The following is an 18,015-nucleotide window of genomic DNA, read 5'->3' on the forward strand; positions in this document are numbered from 1 at the left end:
CCTATCTTACTTGCCCTTCCAGGCCCCGGCGCGCTTCTCGACGAAGGCAGCCATGCCTTCGACCTTGTCCTCGGTCGCGGCGAGAACCTGAAACAGGCGGCGTTCCATGACGAGCCCGGTGTCGAGCGTGGTCTCGAAGGCGAGATTGACCGCCTCCTTGTTCGCCTTGACCGCGAGCGGGGGCAGCGCGGCGATCTTCGCGGCGGCCTTCATCGCCTCGTCCAGCAACTGGTCGGCAGGTACCACCCGCGCGACGAGACCGGCGCGTTCGGCTTCCTCGGCGCCCATCATCCGCCCGGTCAGGCACAAGTCCATCGCCTTGGACTTGCCCACTGCGCGGGTCAGGCGTTGCGATCCACCCATGCCCGGCAGGACACCGAGCGTGATCTCTGGCTGGCCGAACTTCGCGTTCTCGGAGGCGATGATGAAATCCGCCATCATCGCCACTTCACAGCCGCCCCCGAGCGCGAAGCCGTTGACCGCCGCGATCCAGGGCTTGCGCGTGGCCTTGACCACTTTCGAGGTCCAGTCGGCGAAGAAGTCTTCGGCGTAGAATTCGGCCGAAGGCTTGCCCGCCATTTCCTTGATGTCGGCGCCGGCCGCGAAGGCCTTTTCGCCCGAACCGGTCACCACCGCGCAGCCTTGGGAGGGGTCAGCCTCGAAGGCGGCCATCGCCTGCACCATCTCGGCCATCACCGTCGAATTGAGCGCGTTGAGCGCCTGCGGGCGATTGAGCGTGATGAGCGTGACGGCGCCCCGGATCTCGACGAGGAGCGTTTCGTAAGTCGCGGCTTGGGTCATAGGGGTTTCCATTCCTCACTGGCAGGCAGGGGCGCGAAGATCGCGGCGATCGCCTGTTCGCTCACGCCTTCGGGCGCAGCGGGTTTCCATTTCGGCGCGTTGTCCTTGTCGACGAGAACCGCGCGCACGCCTTCGGCAAAATCGGGCAGGACCAGCACGCGGCTCGCAATCGCGTATTCCATCGCCATTTCCTCCGCGAACGTCTCGAGCTGCAGCGAGGCGTTCAATTCATGGAGTGCCACCTTGCAGGCCTGCGGGCTCTTGGTGCGCAAGCTGGCGAGTTCCTTCGCCGCCCATTCGCTCTCGTCACGGTCGAGCGAGGCAAGCACTTCCTCCAGCGTGTCGAACGCGAAATGCTTGCGGATCGCACCTTCGTGCGCGGCGATGCGAGGGTCCGGCGGTGTCACGGCGAGCGAGGCGAGGACGCCGTCGATCTCGTGACCGGCCCCGATCCGCCGCTTGGCCTCCTCCTGCGCTGCGGAGGGCAGGTAATGCGTCGCAAGGCCAGTGTAGAGGCATTCCGAACCGTCGAACCGCGCGCCGGTCAACGCCAGATAATAGCCCACGCGCCCTTGCAGGCGCGAGAGGTACCAGCCTCCCCCCACGTCCGGGAACAGACCGATCCCGGTTTCGGGCATGGCGAAACGGGTGTGCTCGGTTGCCACACGGAACCGTGCGGGCTGCGAGATGCCCACGCCCCCACCCATGGTGACCCCGTCCATGAACGCGACCACCGGTTTGGAGTAGGTGAAGAGCATGTGGTTGAGACGGTATTCGAGCAGGAAGAAGCGGCGACCCGAAATGCCCCCATCCTCGAGCGCCGACTTGCGCAGCAGCGTGATGTCGCCTCCGGCGCAAAAGCCTCTTCCCTCGGCGTGTTCGATGATCACCACGCCCACGCTGTCGTCCTGCGCAAAGTCCTGAAGTGCAGCGATCATCGCCTCGCACATCGCGGTGGTGAGAGCGTGGATCGCCTTGGGACGATTGAGCGAGATCACGGCGGCAACGCCCTCGCGGCGGGTCAGCACTTCATCGGTCATGTCCGCTTCCCTAGCGCCTACTTGAGGAGCTCGCGACCTATAATCATGCGCATCACCTCGTTCGTCCCCTCGAGTATCCGATGGACACGCAGATCGCGCCAGAAGCGCTCGATCGGGTAGTCGCGCAAATAGCCGTAACCGCCGAAAAGCTGGAGCGCGCGGTCGACCACCGAGGAACCGGTGTCGCTGGCGATCATCTTGGCCATCGCGGCGAAGCGGGTTTTGTCGGGCGATCCGGCAGTGACCTTCGAGGCGGCCAGGTAGAGCAGCGCACGCGCCGCCTCCAGTTCGGCGGCCATGTCGGCAAGGCGAAACTGGGTGTTCTGAAACTCCGCCAGCGGCTGGTCGAACTGCCGGCGCTCCTTGACGTAGGCAATCGCCTCGTCGAGGCAGCGCTGCGCCCCGCCGAGCGAACAGGCGCCGATGTTGAGTCGCCCGCCGTCGAGCCCGGCCATCGCGAAGCGAAAGCCGTCGCCTTCGGCGCCGACCCGGTTCGCCTCCGGAACCCGGCACTCCTCGAGGATGACTTGCGCGGTGGGCGAAGCGTTCCAGCCCAGCTTGCGCTCGGGCGCCCCGAACGAGAGGCCCTCCATGCCCTTTTCAAGCAGGAAGCAGGAAATCCCGCGCGTCTTGTGATCGCCAGTACGCGCCATTACGAGGTAGACGTCGTTGACCCCGCCACCCGAGATGAACTGCTTGGTGCCGTTGAGGAAATAGCCATCGCCCTCGCGCCGCGCGGTGGTGCGCAAGGCCGCTGCGTCCGATCCCGAGGACGGCTCAGTGAGGCAATAGGACCCGATCGTGTCCATCGCGACGAGGCCCGGCAGGTAACGCGCCTTGAGGCTCTCGTCGGCAAAGCTGTCGACCATCCAGGCCACCATGTTGTGGATCGAGATGTAGGCGCTGGTTGCGGGGCACCCATAGGCCATCGCCTCCATCGCGAGCGCGGCCTCGAGCCGGCCCAGGCCGATCCCGCCGCCTTCCTCGGACACGTAGATCGCGCCAAGACCGAGTTCGCCGGCCGCCTTCCAGACTTCGACCGGATAATGGCTGGTCTCGTCCCAATGCGCGGCGTAGGGGGTGATTCGATCGGCTGTGAATTTCTCGGCCATGTCGCGGATCGCGACCTGGTCCTCGGTAAGGCAAAACGGATCAGTCATCTCTTCCTGCAAACTCTCATGTCTTGGCGCCTCTCACGGGCACTTGGTATAAGTCAGGGGACCAGGGGCCGCATCCGCGCCCCGGTCGGTTCGGACGAGCGTCTTGCCACCGTCGGGGCTCGCCAGGGAAACATTGAGGTCCCATGTCTGGCCCTCCCCCTCGAACTGGAAGGCCGCCCGGACCGAACTCTCGCCGATCTCGTCGATCGTGCCGAGCTTGGCGACCGACTCGTAGAACTCGATCCTGGCCGGGTCGATCGTGATCAGGCCCTTGGCCGCTGCGGGATCGCCCGTACAGTCAAGCGGGACGAGCCCCCAGCGACCACGCAAGAGCGGCGGGATCGAATGCGCATCCGCCAGCGCCGAAGCGGCCGTGGTCGGCGCACCGACCTCTGCGGACGGTTCGTCCACGGGTGCCTGTGCGGTGTCGTTGGGGGACGGGCTCGGCGCCTGGTCCGGTTGCGACGAACACGCCGCCAGGGTCAGCGCCGAGGACAACGTAAATGCAAGGACGAAACCGCTACGATACATCGGGAATTCCTTCATGGCCGCGTTTGCAATCGTACTTCGGGAACGTGCGCAAGGCGTTTCCTGTTCCTTCACGACCGGCTTGGCAAGGCAAGTCCGCTGACGGCAGGCCCGCGCGATCCCCATTCGACGATCGCGCACAGACAGGCCCGTGACCCAGACCAATGCACAGAATCGTAGGAGTGCCGCACCTGCAGCCTGGCGACCAGGGCCGCCCGTCCAGCGGGCTGCGACAACGGGCCCAAAAACAAAACCCGCGCGAAATGGCGCGGGTTCATGAAAATCATTTCGGCTGTGCGACCTTTGCGGTCGTCACAGCCAGATCCAAAACGGCACCCTCTCCCAAGGTGACCTCTCCCTGAATGCTGCCCCGATCGGGGATCGATATCGGGGTGGTGCTTGCGGCATGATCCGCGACTGCACCACCCACGATTACGTGGCCAATCCGTCGCATCCTCTCCACCTTCGCATTCGCAGCGCTTGTATTCTTTATATTTCTTGTACCGATTTTGCGTTGGCCCGACCTTGTTTATCGTGACTTCCGTTCGGCTTGAGGGCCTGATAGCCCCCCGACGAATTGCAGGCAAGGCTCATTTAAGGGATGCTAACCTGCAAAAATGCAGCTACTGCAAAAATGCAGCAGTTTAGAGAAGGCGCCTAAAAATGAGCATACCCACCGCAGACTGGAGCGACTACCAGGCCTTCCTGGCCATTGCCCGCGGCGGACAGCTCAGCCGCGCCGCACGCAGCCTGGGCATGAACCCGACAACCGTCGGCCGCCGCCTGCGCCGCCTCGAGGCCGCGCTCGGCACCACCCTCTTCGAACAGACCCGCACCGGACAAGCGCTCACCGAGGCGGGAGAGAACCTGTTGATGGCCGTCGAGAGCATGGACCGGGCCGCCGCGCGCATCGCGACCCCGAGCGAGGAAGGCGAAGGCCTCTCGGGCACCTTGCGCATTTCCACCACCGAAGGCTTCGGCATCTGGTTCCTCGCCCCCCACCTCTTCCGCTTCCAGGCCAAGCATCCGCGCCTGGGCATCGACATGGTCGCCTCTTCCGGCGAGGCGCTCAGCCCCAGCCGCCGGGAGGCCGATGTCGCGATCGTCCTCTCACGTCCGCAGAAGGGCCCGCTCGTCGCGCACAAGCTCGCCAACTACCAGCTCGGGCTTTACGCCACGAAGGGCTACCTCGAGACGCACGGCTGGCCGCGTCGTCCGGCCGACCTGCTCAAGGGCCACAACCTCGTCGGCTACATCCCCGACCTGCTCCACGCCCCCGAACTGCGCTACCTCGACGAGATCCACCCCGGCCTCAAGGCCACCTTGCGCTCGCCCAGCATCACCGCGCAGCACAGCTTCGTGGCGAGCGGTGCCGGGCTCGGCGTGCTGCCCACCTTCATGGCCCGCGCCGACCCGCGCATCGTCAACGTACTGCGCGATGTGCGACTCATGCGCGCCTTCTGGTTCGTCACCCACGAAGACATCCGCCGCCTGCCGCGCATCACCGAGTTCCGGCAATGGCTTGACGAAATCGTCCATGCGCGCGAGGACGTACTTACGCCCTGATACGTGCCCAAAGGCCCGGAAATGCGAATATGAAAAGGATTACAAACCTTGACCACGACGACTATTGATCCAGCGCAGTTCAGAAAGGTTCTCGGCAGTTACCCGACCGGGGTCTGCGTCATCACCGCGCTCGACGGCGAGAAACCCGCCGGCATGGTCGTCGGCTCGTTCACCTCGGTCTCGCTCGATCCGCCTCTCGTCGGATTCTTCCCCGACAAGTCGTCCTCGTCCTGGCCGCTGATCGAGCAGCACGGGCATTTCTGCGTCAACGTCATGGGCTCGGACCAGCAGGGCGTGTGCCGCTCGGTCGCGGCCAAGGGCGACGAAAAGTTCGTCGGCGTCGAATATGTCCTGTCCGACAACAACCTGCCGATCATCGCCAACGCGATCGCGAGCATCGAGTGCAAGCTCCATTCGGTCACCGAGGCGGGCGACCACTGGTTCGTGCTGGGCCAGGTGCTGCGCATGGAAACCGTGCGCGACGACGATCCTATGCTGTTCCACCGCGGGCGTTACGGCGGGTTTGCCGAACGCATGTGACGACCGGCCGGATCGCGCCCCCGGCTACGACGAAGGCCGCGCCTGCCCTGGCAAGCGCGGCCTTTCGTGCATCTGCGCCTTTAACGCACTTCGGATCAGGCCGAAGTCGGTTCGGCCGGGCTGTCGGGGCGGGGAAGCCGATGGGTCTTGTGACGCTTGAGGCCGATCAACGGTCGCAGCGGCCCCACCTCGCGCCCCACGAGGTAGAACGCCCAGGACCCGAACGCCACCGATCCGCACAGGATCAGGAACTCGGGCAAGGCGGTCAGCCCCCAGCCCCGGATCGGGTACATGACCAGGACCATGATCGTCTGGTGCGCGATGTAGACCGGGAACACCGCCTCCGAGAGCGTCGTGCGCCAGCGGTGGTTGTGGTTCCAGAACCGGTCCGCGATGCCGAACAGGGCGATCACCGCAGCCCAGCTCTCGGCCGACTTGGCGAAGACCAGCCATTCGTATTCGCGCGCCGGGGTGGCCACGCGCCCCGGATAGAGCCAGCAGTCACGCGCCACCCACAGGAAGCCGAGGACCGCGATCACGGCCGCGATCTTCCACTGCCGCGCGATCGCCTGGCGCAGCGGCTCCGATCCGCGCAGCAGGAAGCCGAACAGAAACATGCCTCCATAATGGAGGTGAGCGGCGCGGTCGCGCAGCACCTCGTGCATGTCGGTCCAGCCGAAGCGGACTTCGCTGCGCACCAGGTAGACCAGCGCGATACCGAGCGGGATCAGCAAGGGGCCCGCCAGCAGCCACTCGCAAGCCTTGCCGATCGCCGCGCGCACCGGGCGCGGCAATGCCAGCAACAGGACGCACAAGGCCAGCGTGTAGCCCAGGAGGTAGATCACGAACCACAAGTGCATCACCCGCGGCACGTATTCGCCCAGGATCTGCCGGTAGCTGAAGGCGTCGTGCAGGAAATAGTATAGATAGCCGTGCGTATAGCCGCCGTTGACGAGCCCCATGTAGGGCTGCGGGGGAACGACGAAGATCAGCCCGAACAGAAGCGGGATGCCGAGGCGCTTGAGCCGGCTCCAGCCGAACTCGAAAACCCGGCCCTTGTCGCGCGACAGCAAGGCCGCGCTGGCATAGCCCGAGATGGCAAACAGCAAGGCGAGGCGCCAGGCGCTGAGGCCGAGGAGCGGGATCTCGGCCCACCACACCACCCCGCGCGTGGGCGTCTGGTAGCCCCAGGCGGTGAACGAATATCCGACGTGGTAGAGGATCAGGAGGATGAACGCACCGATGCGCAGCCAGTCCATGCCGTAGTGACGCTGTGAGGGGGCGGGAATCATCCAGGTACCATGCAACGGCCGTCGGGGCGGCCAGGATCGAGGTCCTTTAGGCGGGTTGCCCGGTCGGCGCAATCGCTGCTCGGCGCTCGGCGAGGGGCGCGATTGCACGACCGCCATGATCTCTCCACTTCCGAGCAGTCATTCTTGGCCAGCGCTGTCATCACGGGCCAGAATGCCCGGATGGCTCGCGCACCATCCAGGACACCACCCGAGACCGACACGAGCGCAAACGGCGCTGCGCACTCGGCGGATGCCGGCCGGGACGATGCGCCGCCCGGGTTTCCGGTCCAGCTGACCATGAAGGAGATCGCCCTGCTCACGGGCGTATCGGCGCAGACGATTCGCCGCTTCTTCAAAGAGCCCGCACACCTGAGCGAGCGAATGCACCGCCGCCTCAAGGCCGTCCTCGGCGAAATGGGGCTCGCGACGATTGCACGCGCCCCGCAAGTCGCAGGCGACGATCGCGAGACAGCGCAACCACCCGCTCCGGCGTCCGCCACAGGCGCGTGCGTTGCAGAGGTTTCACCAGCTTGCGGTCCGCACGAGATGGCCGCGTCGACGGACGATGCGCCGAGCTCGCTCCCGCCTGAACCGGCGACACCTCCGCCCGCAGCCGGTCTCGATTGCGCCGAAAGCCCCCCTTCGCAAGCCCGCCAGACCCCGCGCCCGGGAGCGCCGCTCACGATTGCCGAGATCGCCGACCTCGCCGGCGTGTCCACCAAGACGGTAAGCCGCTACCTCAACCAGTCGCCCCTCCTCAGCGACACCATGCGCGGGCGTATCGAGGAGGTCATTGCGCGCACCGGCTTCGTGCCCAATGCGCAAGCCAGAGCCCTGGCCCTGCGGCGCAATTTCCTGGTCGCGCTCATCCAGGATGGCCGTGCGGGCGAGATCGCACAGGCGGTCGAGGCGGGCATGCTCGAGGCCATGAAGGAGAGCGAACTCGCGCTTGTGCTGCACAGGCTCGATACCGCCCCGGCCGAGCGCGACGCGAACCTGCGCACCTTTCTCCTGCGCCACCACCCCTGCGGGGTCGTGCTATTGCCTCCCCTGTCCGAAGAGGAGGCCATCGCGCGGTGCTGCGCGCAGGCCGGAACCACCGCCATCCGTCTAGGCAAGGTACCCGGCAATGCCGGTCTGGCCGCCGACGACCGCGCGGCCATGGCAAGCCTCGTCCACTGGCTCGTCGCCTCCGGACACACCCGCATTGCCCTCGTCGGTGGCCCGGAAAGCTCGCTTTCGGCACGCGAGCGTGAGCTGGGCTACCTTGATGCGATGGCCGATCACGGCCTCGACAGGGGCCCCGCACTGATCGAGCCGGGGGACAATTCGCTGGCCTCCGGTCTCGCAGCGGGGCGCGTTCTGCTCGAACTCAGCCCCCGCCCCAGCGCAATCATCGCCTGCAACGACGCCATGGCCGCCGGACTTCTTCAAGCGGCAAGCGAAGCGGCCGTCCCGGTTCCCGACACCCTCTCCGTCATCGGCTTCGACGACACCCCTTTGGCGACGATGACCTGCCCCCCCCTGACCAGCGTGCACGTGCCCTGGCGCGCGCTCGGGGCCGAAGCGATCCGCCAGATACGCGAGAGCTTCACGCCGCCATCTGTCGCGGTCAGCGATCCCGCGCCTGCATTCGAGGCCAGACTTGTGGAACGCGGTTCGGTTCAGGCGCTGACACGCGCCCTCGTTTCGGACGCCGGGCTCGAGGGCAAGTCCGCGCGCCGCACATCAGGATTTGACCACGCCTCGTCCCCGTTCGCCCCTGCGATTGAAACCTTCGCCGCCCTTCCTAAATTCCCGGAATGACGCTGCAATTCGTGAGGAGTTGATACGCAGATGAACGGTTTGAAGACAGTTTTTCTGCTCTCGGCGCTGAGCGCGCTGTTCATGGGGCTGGGCTACTTGTTCGGCGGTACCGGCGGCGCCCTGTTGGCGCTCGTCGTCGCGGCGGGCATGAACCTCTTTACCTTCTGGAATGCCGACCGGATCGTCCTTCGCATGCACAATGCGCGCGAGGTCGACGCCGCGAGCGCCCCGCGCTTCTACGCTATCGTCGAGCGCCTCGCCCGCGACGCCGGCCTGCCCATGCCCCGCGTCTATCTGGTCGAGACCCAGGCCCCCAACGCCTTCGCCACCGGGCGCAATCCCGAAAACGCCGCAGTCGCCGCGACCACCGGGCTCCTTGCGATGTTGAGCGAGGAGGAAATCGCCGCGGTCATGGCGCATGAACTGGGGCACGTGAGCAATCGCGACACGTTGATCATGACGATGGTCGCCACGATCGCGGGCGCGATCTCGATGCTGGCCAATTTCGGCCTGTTCTTCGGCCGAAGCGGCGAGGACCGCCCCAACCCGCTGGCGGCCGTCGCCGCCGTGATCATGGCCCCCTTCGCGGCGATGATCGTGCAGATGGCTATCAGCCGCACCCGCGAATACGGGGCGGACAAGGCTGGGGCGGAAATCTGCGGCAATCCGCAGGCGCTGGCCTCGGCACTGGCCAAGATCGCCGGGCCCGCCGCGCATACACGCAATCCCGTGGTCGAGCGCAACCCGGCGACGGCACAGCTCTACATCGTGCCTTCGGGTGTGTCGGACCTGTTTTCGACGCATCCGGCCACCGAAAAGCGCATTGCCGCGCTCATGGCTATGGAAGGCGGTCACGTCATCGCCGGCAGGGCCAGCCCGCGCCCCGCGGCGCGTGCGACCACTTCGGTTCCGGTATCCGCAGGCAAGCGAGCGAGGACTTCCGCGCTCGACCCGAACCGTCCGCGCTGACGGACGGCGTGGGCCGGGCGGGCGGGCCGCGAACGCCCCTCACCTGCCCGGCCCGGTTCCGATCACTTGACCCCGGTGATCCCGTGGCGCGCCAGGAAAGCGAAGATCGTGTCCCACACGTGGACGCTGATCTTCGGGCCCTTCACCGCGTGGGTGTGCCCCGGGTAGAACATCATCTCGAACGGCTTCGCCTCGTTCTGGAGCTTGGCCGCAAGCGCGGTCGAGTTCTCGAACACCACGTTGTCGTCGGCCATGCCATGGATGAGGAGCAGCGGATCGGCGATCTTCGGGGCATTCTCGAGCGCGTCCGAGGCCTTGTAGGCCTCGGGCACCTGCCTCGGGTCACCCATGTAGCGCTCGGTGTAGTGGCTGTCGTAAAGCTCCCACTTGGTCACCGGCGCGCCCGAGATCCCGGCGGCGTAGAGCCCTTGATCGGCCTCGAGCATCTTGAGCGTCATGTAGCCGCCATAGGACCAGCCGTAGGTCACGATCTTGCCCGGATCGACGTAGGCGAGCGACTTGAGATAGAGCGCGCCCGCCTTCTGGTCGGCCACTTCCACGGTGCCCATCGCCTCGTGGATCTGCTTCTCGAAGTCGACGCCGCGGTGCGCGCTGCCGCGGTTGTCGATGCGGAAGTAGATGAAGCCCTTGTCGACAATCGCCTGCGGCAGTGCGCCCAACCAGGCCTTCGAGACGGTCTGGACGTGCGGGCCGCCGTAGTGCTCGAAAAACACGGGGTACTTCTTGCCCGGCTCGAGCTTGGGCGTGATCATCATCCAGTGCAGGTCCGAGCCGTCCTCGGCCTTGACCGTGCCGAAGGTCGTCTCTCGGTGGCTTGCCATGTATGGCGCGTAAGGATGACTGGCATCGAGGCGGTTTTCCTCGACCCAGGCCAGGCGCTTGCCGGTGCCATCGGCGATGTAGCTTTGCGGGGGCTGGTCCGTCGAGGAGCGCGAGACGACGAGCGTGGAGGCGTCCTTGCTGGCGACTGCCCCATTGGCCCAGCCCATCTCGGTCAGCCGCTTGGGCTCGCCCGGATGCGCCAGGTCGACCGAATAGACCTGCGGGGCAAGCACGTCGTCCTTCGTGCCGGTGAAGATCACCCGGCCCGCCTTCTCATCGACGCCGACAAGGCTCGAGACCTCCCAGTTGCCGTGTGTCAGCGGCGCCCATTTGCCTTTGGCGAAACGGTAGAGGTGCCCGAAGCCGCTGCGCTCCGACCACCACACGAGGCTGCCGTCCTTGAGGAAGCGGTAGTTGTTGGTAAGGTTGATCCAGCTCCCTTTGGCCGCCGTCTCGGTGAACAGCACGGTGGAGGCGCCGGTTTCGGGATCGACCGCAAGCATGTCGAGGCGGTCCTGCACGCGGTTCTCGCGCTGGACGTAGAGCGTCTTGCCGTCGCGCGCCCAGTTGACCCGGGCCAGGTAGATGTCCGGGTCCGATCCGAGGTCGACCTTCACGCGGGCAGAACCATCGGGTTTCATCACGTAGAGCGCGACCTCGACGTTGGGCGTGCCCGCCGCGGGATAGCGCTGGGCGTAGATCTTGGTGCCCTCGGCGCCGATCGCCGCGCGCTGGACCACACCGACCGGCGCCTCGTCGTAGCGCTCGACCGCGATGTGCGCTTCGCCGGGCGCCCACCAGTAGCCGGTCATCCGGTCCATTTCCTCCTGCGCGACGAACTCGGCCTCGCCCCAGTGGACCGTGTCGGAAGCTTCCTCGGGGGTGATCGCCTGCTGCCCCTTGCCGGTCCTTCCGACCATCAGGCGACCGTCGCGCACGTAGGAGACGTAAGTGCCCGCCGGGCTCAGCGCGGGATTGAGCTCGTCGCCGGCGTCGTTGGTCAGCCGCGTGACCTTGCCGTCAAGCCCGGCGAGGTAGAGGTCGCCGTCGAGCGGAACCATAAGCGAGGCCGAATCCTCGTTCCAGGCGTAGTCGACGATGCCCTTGAGGTCGCCGATGCGCTGGCGTTCGCGCTGCATCTTCTCGGCTTCGCTGAGCTCGCGGCCGGTCCCCAACGACAGCGAATCGACGAGCATGCGCCACTTGCCGTTTCGGCGATCATAGCCCCACAGGTCGTAGCGCTCGCGGTCGTCGTCGCGGTTGCGCAGCAGCGTCAGATAACGGCCATCGGGCGAAATGCGCACCTGGCGCGGGCTCGGTCCGTTGAGCGCGGGGCTGGCGAAGACGCGGGTGAAATCGAGCGTGGGGGCGGTGGTCTCTTGAGACATGGTCGTCTTTCCGGCGGTGTCCGCCTTGGCGAAGGACAGGGTCGGCAGCGCGACCGGCAGGGCGGCGCACAGGCCGGCCATCAGCAGATGTCGTGTTTTCATGGGCATGGGGAATAGCAGACTGGCGCGCCGTTTCCAGACGCGCGCGCGATCAGTCCGCAGCGGTCAACGCGGCAACCAGGTCCCGGACTTTCTTCTGGCGCCATTGCGGGCGCGGTGCGACCAGCCAGTAGGCGCGTCGGCACGGCGTGGCCTTGGCCGCGAGGTCGTCGCGGTCCCACGCCGCGAGGCCCTGGGCCAGCAAGACGGGCACCCGCACGCGCCCCAGGCCCGCGTTGGCGGCGGCGACGGCTTGCCCGGCATCGCTGACGATGATCGGCGGCTTGGCATCTTCGGTGCCTTCGCCATCGCCCTTGCCGCAAGGGTCGGGGTCGCCCGGCCAGCCGATCCAGTCGCCCTCGCCGATCTCGACCCAGTCCGCCGCGCCCAGTTGCACGCCCTCGAGTTCGCCGGGCCCCTCGGTCCAGCGCACGGCAAGGTCGAGATTGGCCTCGGTGAAGTCGGTCATCTCGCCATCGACGAGCGCGTAACGCACTTGCGGATTGGCCTTGCGGAAGGCGCCGAGACGTTCGGCCAGCCAGGCCGCGAAGAATTCGCGCGGGGCCGCGATCGTGTAGACGAGGCTGGACTGGCCCGCCTGCATCGACTGGACCGCATCCTCGAACTGGAGGAAGCCGCTGCGCAGTGCGGCAAGGCCCGCGCCCGCCTCGTCGGTCAGTTCGAGCCCCTTGCTGGTGCGGCGGAACAAGACGACCCCGAGGACATCCTCGAGCGCGCGGATCTGCTGGCCGACCGCCGCCGGGGTCACCGCCAGTTCGTCCGCCGCGCGGGTGAACGAGAGGTGGCGCGCAGCCGCGTCGAAGACACGCAGGGCGTTGAGAGGCAAGTGCGAACGCTTCATGGCGCTTTCCTATGCGCAGGCCGTGCGGGGAGCAAGCGCCGCGAAGGCGCGCGCGCTGTACGGTTCGACTTGCGCGCGATCAGCCCGCCGTGGCCGGGGCCGCGAGCGGAAAGAAGGGAATCTGCGCACAGAGCTCGCTCCCATCCTCGCAAAGGAAGACATAGTGCCCTTCCATGCTGCCTTGCGGTGTCGGCAGCGGGCAGCCCGAGACGTAGTCGTGCGAGGCGCCGGGCATGAGCAGGGGCTGTTCACCCACTACGCCGTCCCCGTCGACGACGCTGACGTCGCCGTTGCCATCGGTGATGCGCCAGTGCCGGGTCATCAGCCGGATCGCCTGGTCGGTCCCGTTCTCGATGCGGATGTGGTAGACCCAGAACCATTTCCCCGCCTCGATGCGCGATTGCTCGGGCAGGAAGTTCACGGCGACGCGAACCGTCACGCCTTGGGAAACGGCGGCATGCTGGAACAGTTCTTTCATGCCGCTCAGACTAACGGCAAATCCCGGCGGGGACAACCGGGTTCCCCCGCTGCGCCCGCTGAACCACCTCTCAACGAAGCGATTTTGCCGCGCAGACGAGCTCCCAGCCAAAGCCCTCCGGGTCGTACGAAGTTACGACGCGCGCGCTCAGCTTGACCCGAGGCACATCGACGATGATGCGGGTTCCGAAACCCTGGTGATCGGGCGGTGCCACGCGAGGGCCACCCGACTCGCGCCAGGAGATGCGGAACACGGGCCCTTCGTCCCCCTCCTCCAGCGACCAGGTGATCGCCACAAGCCCGGAAGGCTCGGACAATGCGCCATACTTGAGCGCGTTGGTTCCCATCTCGTGCATCGCCATCGCAAGCGCTTCGGCCGCACCGGGCGAGAGGACGAGCGCAGGTCCGGCGCATTCCACTTGCGCGCGCGAATCGCCGAGCGAACGCAATTGCGCCTCGACCATCTCGAGCACCGGAATATCGGACCAGGCCCGGCGCACGAGCACGTCCTGGTTCGCCGCGAGGCCGCGGATGCGCTGTTCGAGCCGCTCGATGAAATCGGGTCGCCCCGCGTCGCTGCGCCGGGCCAGCGACTGGATGATCGCGAGCATGTTCTTCGAGCGGTGGTTCACTTCCTGCAAGAGCAGCTCGATGCGCTCCTCGGCGTCGCGCATCTCGGTCACGTCGGTGTTGGTGCCGAACCAGAAGACCACCTTGCCCTCCTCGTCGAGGATCGGCTTCATGCGCGAGAGGAACCAGCGCCAGCTGCCGTCGGCCGCGCGCAAGGGGAAGGTATCCTCCCAGTGCTCGCCCGACTGGAAATGCCGGCTCACCTTCTCGACCACGCGATCGATATGGTCGGGGTGGTGGACGCTCTTCCAGCCCCAGCCCTGCATGTCCTCGAGCGTGGTGCCGGTGTAATCGAACCAGCGCTGGTTGTACCAGAAGATCCAGCCGTCGCTGTCGGCGATCCAGGCGAGCTGGCTGATGTTGTCGGCGAGGAGACGGAAGCGCTGTTCGCTTTGTTCGAGGCGCTGCTGCGTCGCGCGCTTGGCCGAGATGTCGCGCGCGATCTTGCTCGCCGCGACGACCCGCCCCTCGGCGTCGCGCACGGGCGAGACGGTCACCGCGACGTGGACGTGGCTGCCGTCCTTGCGCAGGCGGATCGTCTCGAAAGTCGCCATGCGCAGGCCCTGGGCGACATGCGCGATGATCGCGTCCTCCTCGCCCTGCCGATCCTCGGGGATGAGCGTGCGGATGTTGCGGCCGACGATCTCGTCGTGGGACCAGCCGAAGACACGCTCGGCGGCCGCATTCCAGCTCAGGATTTCGCCGTCGAGCGTCTTGCCGACGATGGCATCGTCGCTCGATTCGACAATGGCGGCAAGAAGCGCCGCCGGGTCGGCTCCGTGGGCGAGCCGCGTCAGAGACCCGCCTTCCCGAGCGCCTGATCCATATCCTCGATCAGGTCGTCAATGTCTTCCAGGCCGACGTTGATACGCAGCATGCCTTCCGAAATCCCCATCGCCTCGCGGCCTTCCGGCCCCATGTTATGGTGTGTGGTCGAGGCAGGATGACACATCAGCGAGCGCGCGTCGCCGATATTGTTCGAAATATCGATGAGCTTGAGCGCGTCGAGCAAGGCGTGCGCCTTCGCGCGGCCGCCTTCGACCTCGAAGCTGAAGATCGGGCCGCAATCGGCCATCTGCTTCTGGGCCAGTGCCTTTTGCGGATGGCTGTCGAGCCAGGGGTGCATCACGCGCTTCACGCGGCCTTCCACGAACTGGCCCAGCTTCAAGGCGTTCTCGCTCTGGCGACGGGCGCGCAAGTCGAGCGTCTCCAGCCCCTTGAGCACGACCCAGGCGTTGAACGGCGAGAGGTTGGGACCGGTGTTGCGCTGAAACGGCAGCAGCTTGTCGTTGATGAACTCTTCCGATCCGCAGACCGCGCCCGCCAGCACGCGGCCCTGCCCGTCCATCAGCTTGGTGGCCGAGTAGGCGACGACATCGATGCCGAACTCGAGCGGACGCTGCAGCACGGGGGTGCAGAAGGCGTTGTCGACCACCGTGGTGATGCCGTGCGCCTTGGCAAGAGCCGCGATCGCGCCGAGGTCGGCGACGTCCATGGTCGGGTTTGCCGGCGTCTCGAAGAAGAACACCTTGGTGTTGGGGCGGATCGCCGCTTCCCAGGCCGAGAGGTCGGTCGCATCGACCACCGTCACGTCGACCCCGAAGCGCGGCAGGAGGCTGTCGCCGAGCCAGCGGCACGAGCCGAAGGCTGCGCGCGCCGAAACCATGTGGTCGCCCGCCGAGAGCTGGCACAGCAGCGCCGCGGTCATCGCGGCCATCCCCGAGGCCTGCGTGCGGCACGCCTCGGCGCCTTCCATCAGCGCGATGCGTTCTTCCAGCATCTGCACCGTCGGGTTCTGCAGGCGCGAGTAGGTCATGCCGTCGTCCTCGCCCGCGAAGCGCGCGGCAACCGTGGCGGCGGTGTCGTACGCGTAACCCGACGTGAGGAACAGCGCCTCGCTGGTCTCGCCCATCTCGGAACGCCAGGTTCCGCCACGAATGGCCTGGGTGGCGGGGCGCCAGTTGCGGGTCTGGGTGCGGTCCTGTCCGGTCGTGCGTTTCATGGGATCACGCTCTAGGAGCCTCGGCGAGTCGGCGCAAGCGACTGCGCACGCACGCAAGCACCTGCAAAAGCGCCAGAGCTTGCTTGCGCCCGGCGATGGCAGCGCCTATTCGGCGGAGCCGATGCCGCTCCATTCCCGCAACGATCGCGACCCCCTGCTGTGGTGCACCGCGATCGCCCTCGCCTTCCTCGTCCTGTCGCTCTGGCGCCTCACCGTGCCGGGAAGCTTCTATTTCGACGAGATCCACTACGTTCCCGCCGCCCGCAAGCTGCTCGAACTGGTGCCGGCGAACCGCGAGCACCCCATGTTCGCCAAGGAAGTGATCGCGGGCTTCATCTGGCTCCTGGGCGACAAGCCGCTGGCCTGGCGCATAGGCCCGGCACTCGCCGGTTCGCTCGGCCTGTTCGGCTTCGCGCGCTTCTTGTGGCATCTCTCGCACAAGCGGCGCGCCACGATCCTCGGCGCACTCCTGCTGGCCACCAATTTCATGTGGTTCGTGCAAAGCCGCATCGCCATGCTCGACATGATCGAGGCGGGACTGTGCATGGTGGGCCTTTGGCAGTTCACCGCGGCCTTGCGCAGTCAGGCGACCGGCCAGGCCCGCGCGCACCTCGTTGCGGCGGGCCTGGCGATGGGCCTCTCGCTCGGCGCGAAATGGAGCAGTGCGCCCGCGCTCATGGTGCCCGGCCTCGTGTTCCTCATCATCCGCCTGCGCGAGGGCGGCCCGTTCTTCCCTGGTCGGCGCAGCCGCGTGGGAACGATCCCGGGCATCTCCCTGCTCGAGGCCGCGCTCTGGCTGGGCCTGTTCCCGCTCGCGGTCTACTGGCTGACCTACCTTCCGGCGATGTTCTACACCCACCGCCCGGTGACCCCGCTCGGCTTTCTCGCCCAGCACGAATACATGATCAAGCTTCAGGACAGCGTGCTCAAGCCGCATCCCTACCAGAGCCTCTGGTACATGTGGGCGGCCGACTGGCGCGACATCTGGTACCTGTTCAAGGTCATCGGCGGCAGCCAGCGCGGGATCGTCATGCTTGGCAATCCGGTCTCGATGATCTCCGGGCTCGGCGCGCTCGTCTGGGGGCTGTGGGCCACCGTCTTCCGCAGGCGCTGGGACGCCGCGATGCTGCTGGTACTCTACGCGGCGTGCCTGGGTATCTGGGCGTTCAACGGCAAGCCGATCCAGTTCTACTACCACTACCTGCTTCCGGGCGCCTTCCTGATGGGCCTGCTCGCGCTCGCCATCGCCCCCCTGACCGAGCGGCGCGACCGCTGGCGCTGGCTTGGGCTGGGCATTGCCGGGCTCGCTTTCGCGATGTTCCTCGGCTTCTTCCCGATCCTCTCGGCCCTGCCCTTGCCCAGCCGCGACTTCTACAATGTCTGGATGTGGCTGCCGAGCTGGCGCTGACGCCAGCCCGGCACCGCCACGGCCACGCCGTCAGGCGGGCAGGCGATGCTTCGCGTCGCCGTGCGCCAGCATCGCGAGCCAACCCTCGAGCGTCAGCGCCCGCTGGTATTCGTCCTGCATCGCATCGGTGAGGACCTCGACCACGCGTTCGCCCTCGATCCACAGTTCGATGACCCCGAAAGCGCCGCCGCGCTTACGGTATTTGGCCGGCCAACCTTCGCGCGTCGCAATCGCGAAGACTTCGCCCTGGCTGAGCCGCGTCGCCATCGCGAAATGGCTCGAACTGGGCATGCGCATGCCCGGCACGCCGAGGAAATCGGCATCGCCCTCGGCCTCCACCAGCATGGTGCCGAGCGGATAGACCTCGACCAGCGTGTTGCGATCGTCATCGGCGTGGGCGACCCACGAGCCCTGCGCCACGGGCGGAAACGGCGTCGCCCGCCCGCCCATCAGTTCGGCCAGCACTTCGGCGACGCGCTGCGGTTCGCGCGCGTCCATCGAGACATGAAAGATCACGGTACTCTCCCCATCCATCAAAGGTGGCGGGAGAATGCCGTGAAAGAGTGGCCAGCGGCGCGTACCGCTCGGCAAAGTGCGCGATCGG

Annotated in this window: 16 protein-coding genes; 5 read left to right on the top strand and 11 right to left on the bottom strand. The window is 66.6% G+C overall.

All coding sequences use genetic code 11. From position 1 onward, the window contains the following. Window positions 1–6: 6 nt before the first annotated feature. From HT136_RS09440 to HT136_RS09455, 4 genes are read right to left on the bottom strand one after another with little or no spacing between them, the layout of a single operon-like run. Complete coding sequence (locus tag HT136_RS09440; protein WP_214199504.1) at window positions 7–801, bottom strand: enoyl-CoA hydratase-related protein; 795 nt, start codon at window positions 799–801, stop codon at window positions 7–9. Then, window positions 798–1,841 carry an enoyl-CoA hydratase/isomerase family protein gene (locus HT136_RS09445; RefSeq protein ID WP_214199505.1) on the bottom strand — a complete coding sequence of 348 codons (1,044 nt, stop codon included), beginning with the start codon at window positions 1,839–1,841 and terminating at the stop codon, window positions 798–800. Before HT136_RS09445 ends, HT136_RS09440 begins: the two co-directional genes overlap by 4 nt. A gap of 17 nt (window positions 1,842–1,858) precedes the next feature. Then, a complete protein-coding gene (locus tag HT136_RS09450; RefSeq protein WP_214199506.1) occupies window positions 1,859–3,001 on the bottom strand; it encodes an acyl-CoA dehydrogenase family protein in 1,143 nt (380 codons plus the stop codon). Between the two features lie 33 nt (window positions 3,002–3,034). Further along, on the bottom strand, window positions 3,035–3,532 hold the full coding sequence (locus HT136_RS09455; protein WP_214199507.1) for a hypothetical protein: 498 nt from the start codon (window positions 3,530–3,532) through the stop codon (window positions 3,035–3,037). 660 nt (window positions 3,533–4,192) lie between these two features. Here HT136_RS09455 and HT136_RS09460 point away from each other — a divergent pair. Further along, window positions 4,193–5,095, top strand: a complete 903-nt coding sequence (locus tag HT136_RS09460) for a LysR family transcriptional regulator (protein ID WP_214199508.1) — start codon at window positions 4,193–4,195, stop codon at window positions 5,093–5,095. Between the two features lie 48 nt (window positions 5,096–5,143). Beyond that, on the top strand, window positions 5,144–5,635 hold the full coding sequence (locus tag HT136_RS09465; RefSeq protein WP_214199509.1) for a flavin reductase family protein: 492 nt from the start codon (window positions 5,144–5,146) through the stop codon (window positions 5,633–5,635). A 95-nt stretch (window positions 5,636–5,730) separates the two neighbouring features. Here the strand turns inward: HT136_RS09465 and HT136_RS09470 are convergent, their stop codons facing one another. Beyond that, window positions 5,731–6,927: an acyltransferase family protein gene (locus tag HT136_RS09470; protein WP_214199510.1), complete on the bottom strand. Its 1,197-nt coding sequence runs from the start codon at window positions 6,925–6,927 to the stop codon at window positions 5,731–5,733. A 180-nt stretch (window positions 6,928–7,107) separates the two neighbouring features. Between HT136_RS09470 and HT136_RS09475 the strand changes: the two genes are divergently transcribed. Next, on the top strand, window positions 7,108–8,733 hold the full coding sequence (locus tag HT136_RS09475) for a substrate-binding domain-containing protein (RefSeq protein WP_246543508.1): 1,626 nt from the start codon (window positions 7,108–7,110) through the stop codon (window positions 8,731–8,733). Window positions 8,734–8,763: 30 nt separating this feature from the next. Next, the gene (gene htpX / locus HT136_RS09480) at window positions 8,764–9,702 is read left to right on the top strand and encodes a zinc metalloprotease HtpX (RefSeq protein WP_214199511.1); all 939 of its coding nucleotides are present in this window, start codon (window positions 8,764–8,766) and stop codon (window positions 9,700–9,702) included. A 62-nt stretch (window positions 9,703–9,764) separates the two neighbouring features. On the opposite strand, the gene HT136_RS09485 is transcribed toward htpX, so the two are convergent. The 5 genes from HT136_RS09485 to metZ form a co-directional block, all read right to left on the bottom strand. After that, complete coding sequence (locus tag HT136_RS09485) at window positions 9,765–12,035, bottom strand: S9 family peptidase (protein ID WP_214199512.1); 2,271 nt, start codon at window positions 12,033–12,035, stop codon at window positions 9,765–9,767. A gap of 49 nt (window positions 12,036–12,084) precedes the next feature. Beyond that, window positions 12,085–12,894, bottom strand: coding sequence for a LysR family transcriptional regulator (locus HT136_RS09490; protein WP_214199513.1), 810 nt, complete (start codon window positions 12,892–12,894; stop codon window positions 12,085–12,087). A gap of 79 nt (window positions 12,895–12,973) precedes the next feature. Further along, the gene (apaG, locus tag HT136_RS09495; RefSeq protein ID WP_214199514.1) at window positions 12,974–13,372 is read right to left on the bottom strand and encodes a Co2+/Mg2+ efflux protein ApaG; all 399 of its coding nucleotides are present in this window, start codon (window positions 13,370–13,372) and stop codon (window positions 12,974–12,976) included. A gap of 70 nt (window positions 13,373–13,442) precedes the next feature. After that, window positions 13,443–14,798: a PAS domain S-box protein gene (locus HT136_RS09500; RefSeq protein WP_246543558.1), complete on the bottom strand. Its 1,356-nt coding sequence runs from the start codon at window positions 14,796–14,798 to the stop codon at window positions 13,443–13,445. After that, a complete protein-coding gene (metZ, locus tag HT136_RS09505) occupies window positions 14,795–16,003 on the bottom strand; it encodes an O-succinylhomoserine sulfhydrylase (RefSeq protein ID WP_214199515.1) in 1,209 nt (402 codons plus the stop codon). Before metZ ends, HT136_RS09500 begins: the two co-directional genes overlap by 4 nt. Window positions 16,004–16,082: 79 nt before the next feature. On the opposite strand from metZ, the gene HT136_RS09510 reads away from it, so the two are divergent. Further along, window positions 16,083–17,411 (top strand): phospholipid carrier-dependent glycosyltransferase, encoded by a 1,329-nt coding sequence (locus tag HT136_RS09510; protein WP_246543512.1) that lies wholly within the window; start codon window positions 16,083–16,085, stop codon window positions 17,409–17,411. 30 nt (window positions 17,412–17,441) lie between these two features. Here HT136_RS09510 and HT136_RS09515 read toward each other — a convergent pair whose 3' ends face one another. Continuing rightward, window positions 17,442–17,927 (bottom strand): hypothetical protein, encoded by a 486-nt coding sequence (locus HT136_RS09515; protein ID WP_214199516.1) that lies wholly within the window; start codon window positions 17,925–17,927, stop codon window positions 17,442–17,444. Window positions 17,928–18,015 lie beyond the last annotated feature (88 nt).

Origin of the sequence: Novosphingobium profundi (genome assembly GCF_018491765.1) — a bacterium.
Taxonomy (GTDB): domain Bacteria; phylum Pseudomonadota; class Alphaproteobacteria; order Sphingomonadales; family Sphingomonadaceae; genus Novosphingobium; species Novosphingobium profundi.

Bases quoted from the DNA above. Each gene is read 5' to 3' on its own strand.
- htpX (WP_214199511.1), top strand. From the start codon at position 8,764: ATGAACGGTTTGAAGACAGTTTTTCTGCTCTCGGCGCTGAGCGCGCTG.
- HT136_RS09475 (WP_246543508.1), top strand. From the start codon at position 7,108: ATGGCTCGCGCACCATCCAGGACACCACCCGAGACCGACACGAGCGCA.
- HT136_RS09460 (WP_214199508.1), top strand. From the start codon at position 4,193: ATGAGCATACCCACCGCAGACTGGAGCGACTACCAGGCCTTCCTGGCC.
- metZ (WP_214199515.1), bottom strand. From the start codon at position 16,003: ATGAAACGCACGACCGGACAGGACCGCACCCAGACCCGCAACTGGCGC.
- HT136_RS09445 (WP_214199505.1), bottom strand. From the start codon at position 1,841: ATGACCGATGAAGTGCTGACCCGCCGCGAGGGCGTTGCCGCCGTGATC.
- HT136_RS09490 (WP_214199513.1), bottom strand. From the start codon at position 12,894: ATGAAGCGTTCGCACTTGCCTCTCAACGCCCTGCGTGTCTTCGACGCG.
- HT136_RS09485 (WP_214199512.1), bottom strand. From the start codon at position 12,035: ATGAAAACACGACATCTGCTGATGGCCGGCCTGTGCGCCGCCCTGCCG.
- HT136_RS09455 (WP_214199507.1), bottom strand. From the start codon at position 3,532: ATGTATCGTAGCGGTTTCGTCCTTGCATTTACGTTGTCCTCGGCGCTG.
- HT136_RS09450 (WP_214199506.1), bottom strand. From the start codon at position 3,001: ATGACTGATCCGTTTTGCCTTACCGAGGACCAGGTCGCGATCCGCGAC.
- HT136_RS09440 (WP_214199504.1), bottom strand. From the start codon at position 801: ATGACCCAAGCCGCGACTTACGAAACGCTCCTCGTCGAGATCCGGGGC.
- apaG (WP_214199514.1), bottom strand. From the start codon at position 13,372: ATGAAAGAACTGTTCCAGCATGCCGCCGTTTCCCAAGGCGTGACGGTT.
- HT136_RS09470 (WP_214199510.1), bottom strand. From the start codon at position 6,927: ATGATTCCCGCCCCCTCACAGCGTCACTACGGCATGGACTGGCTGCGC.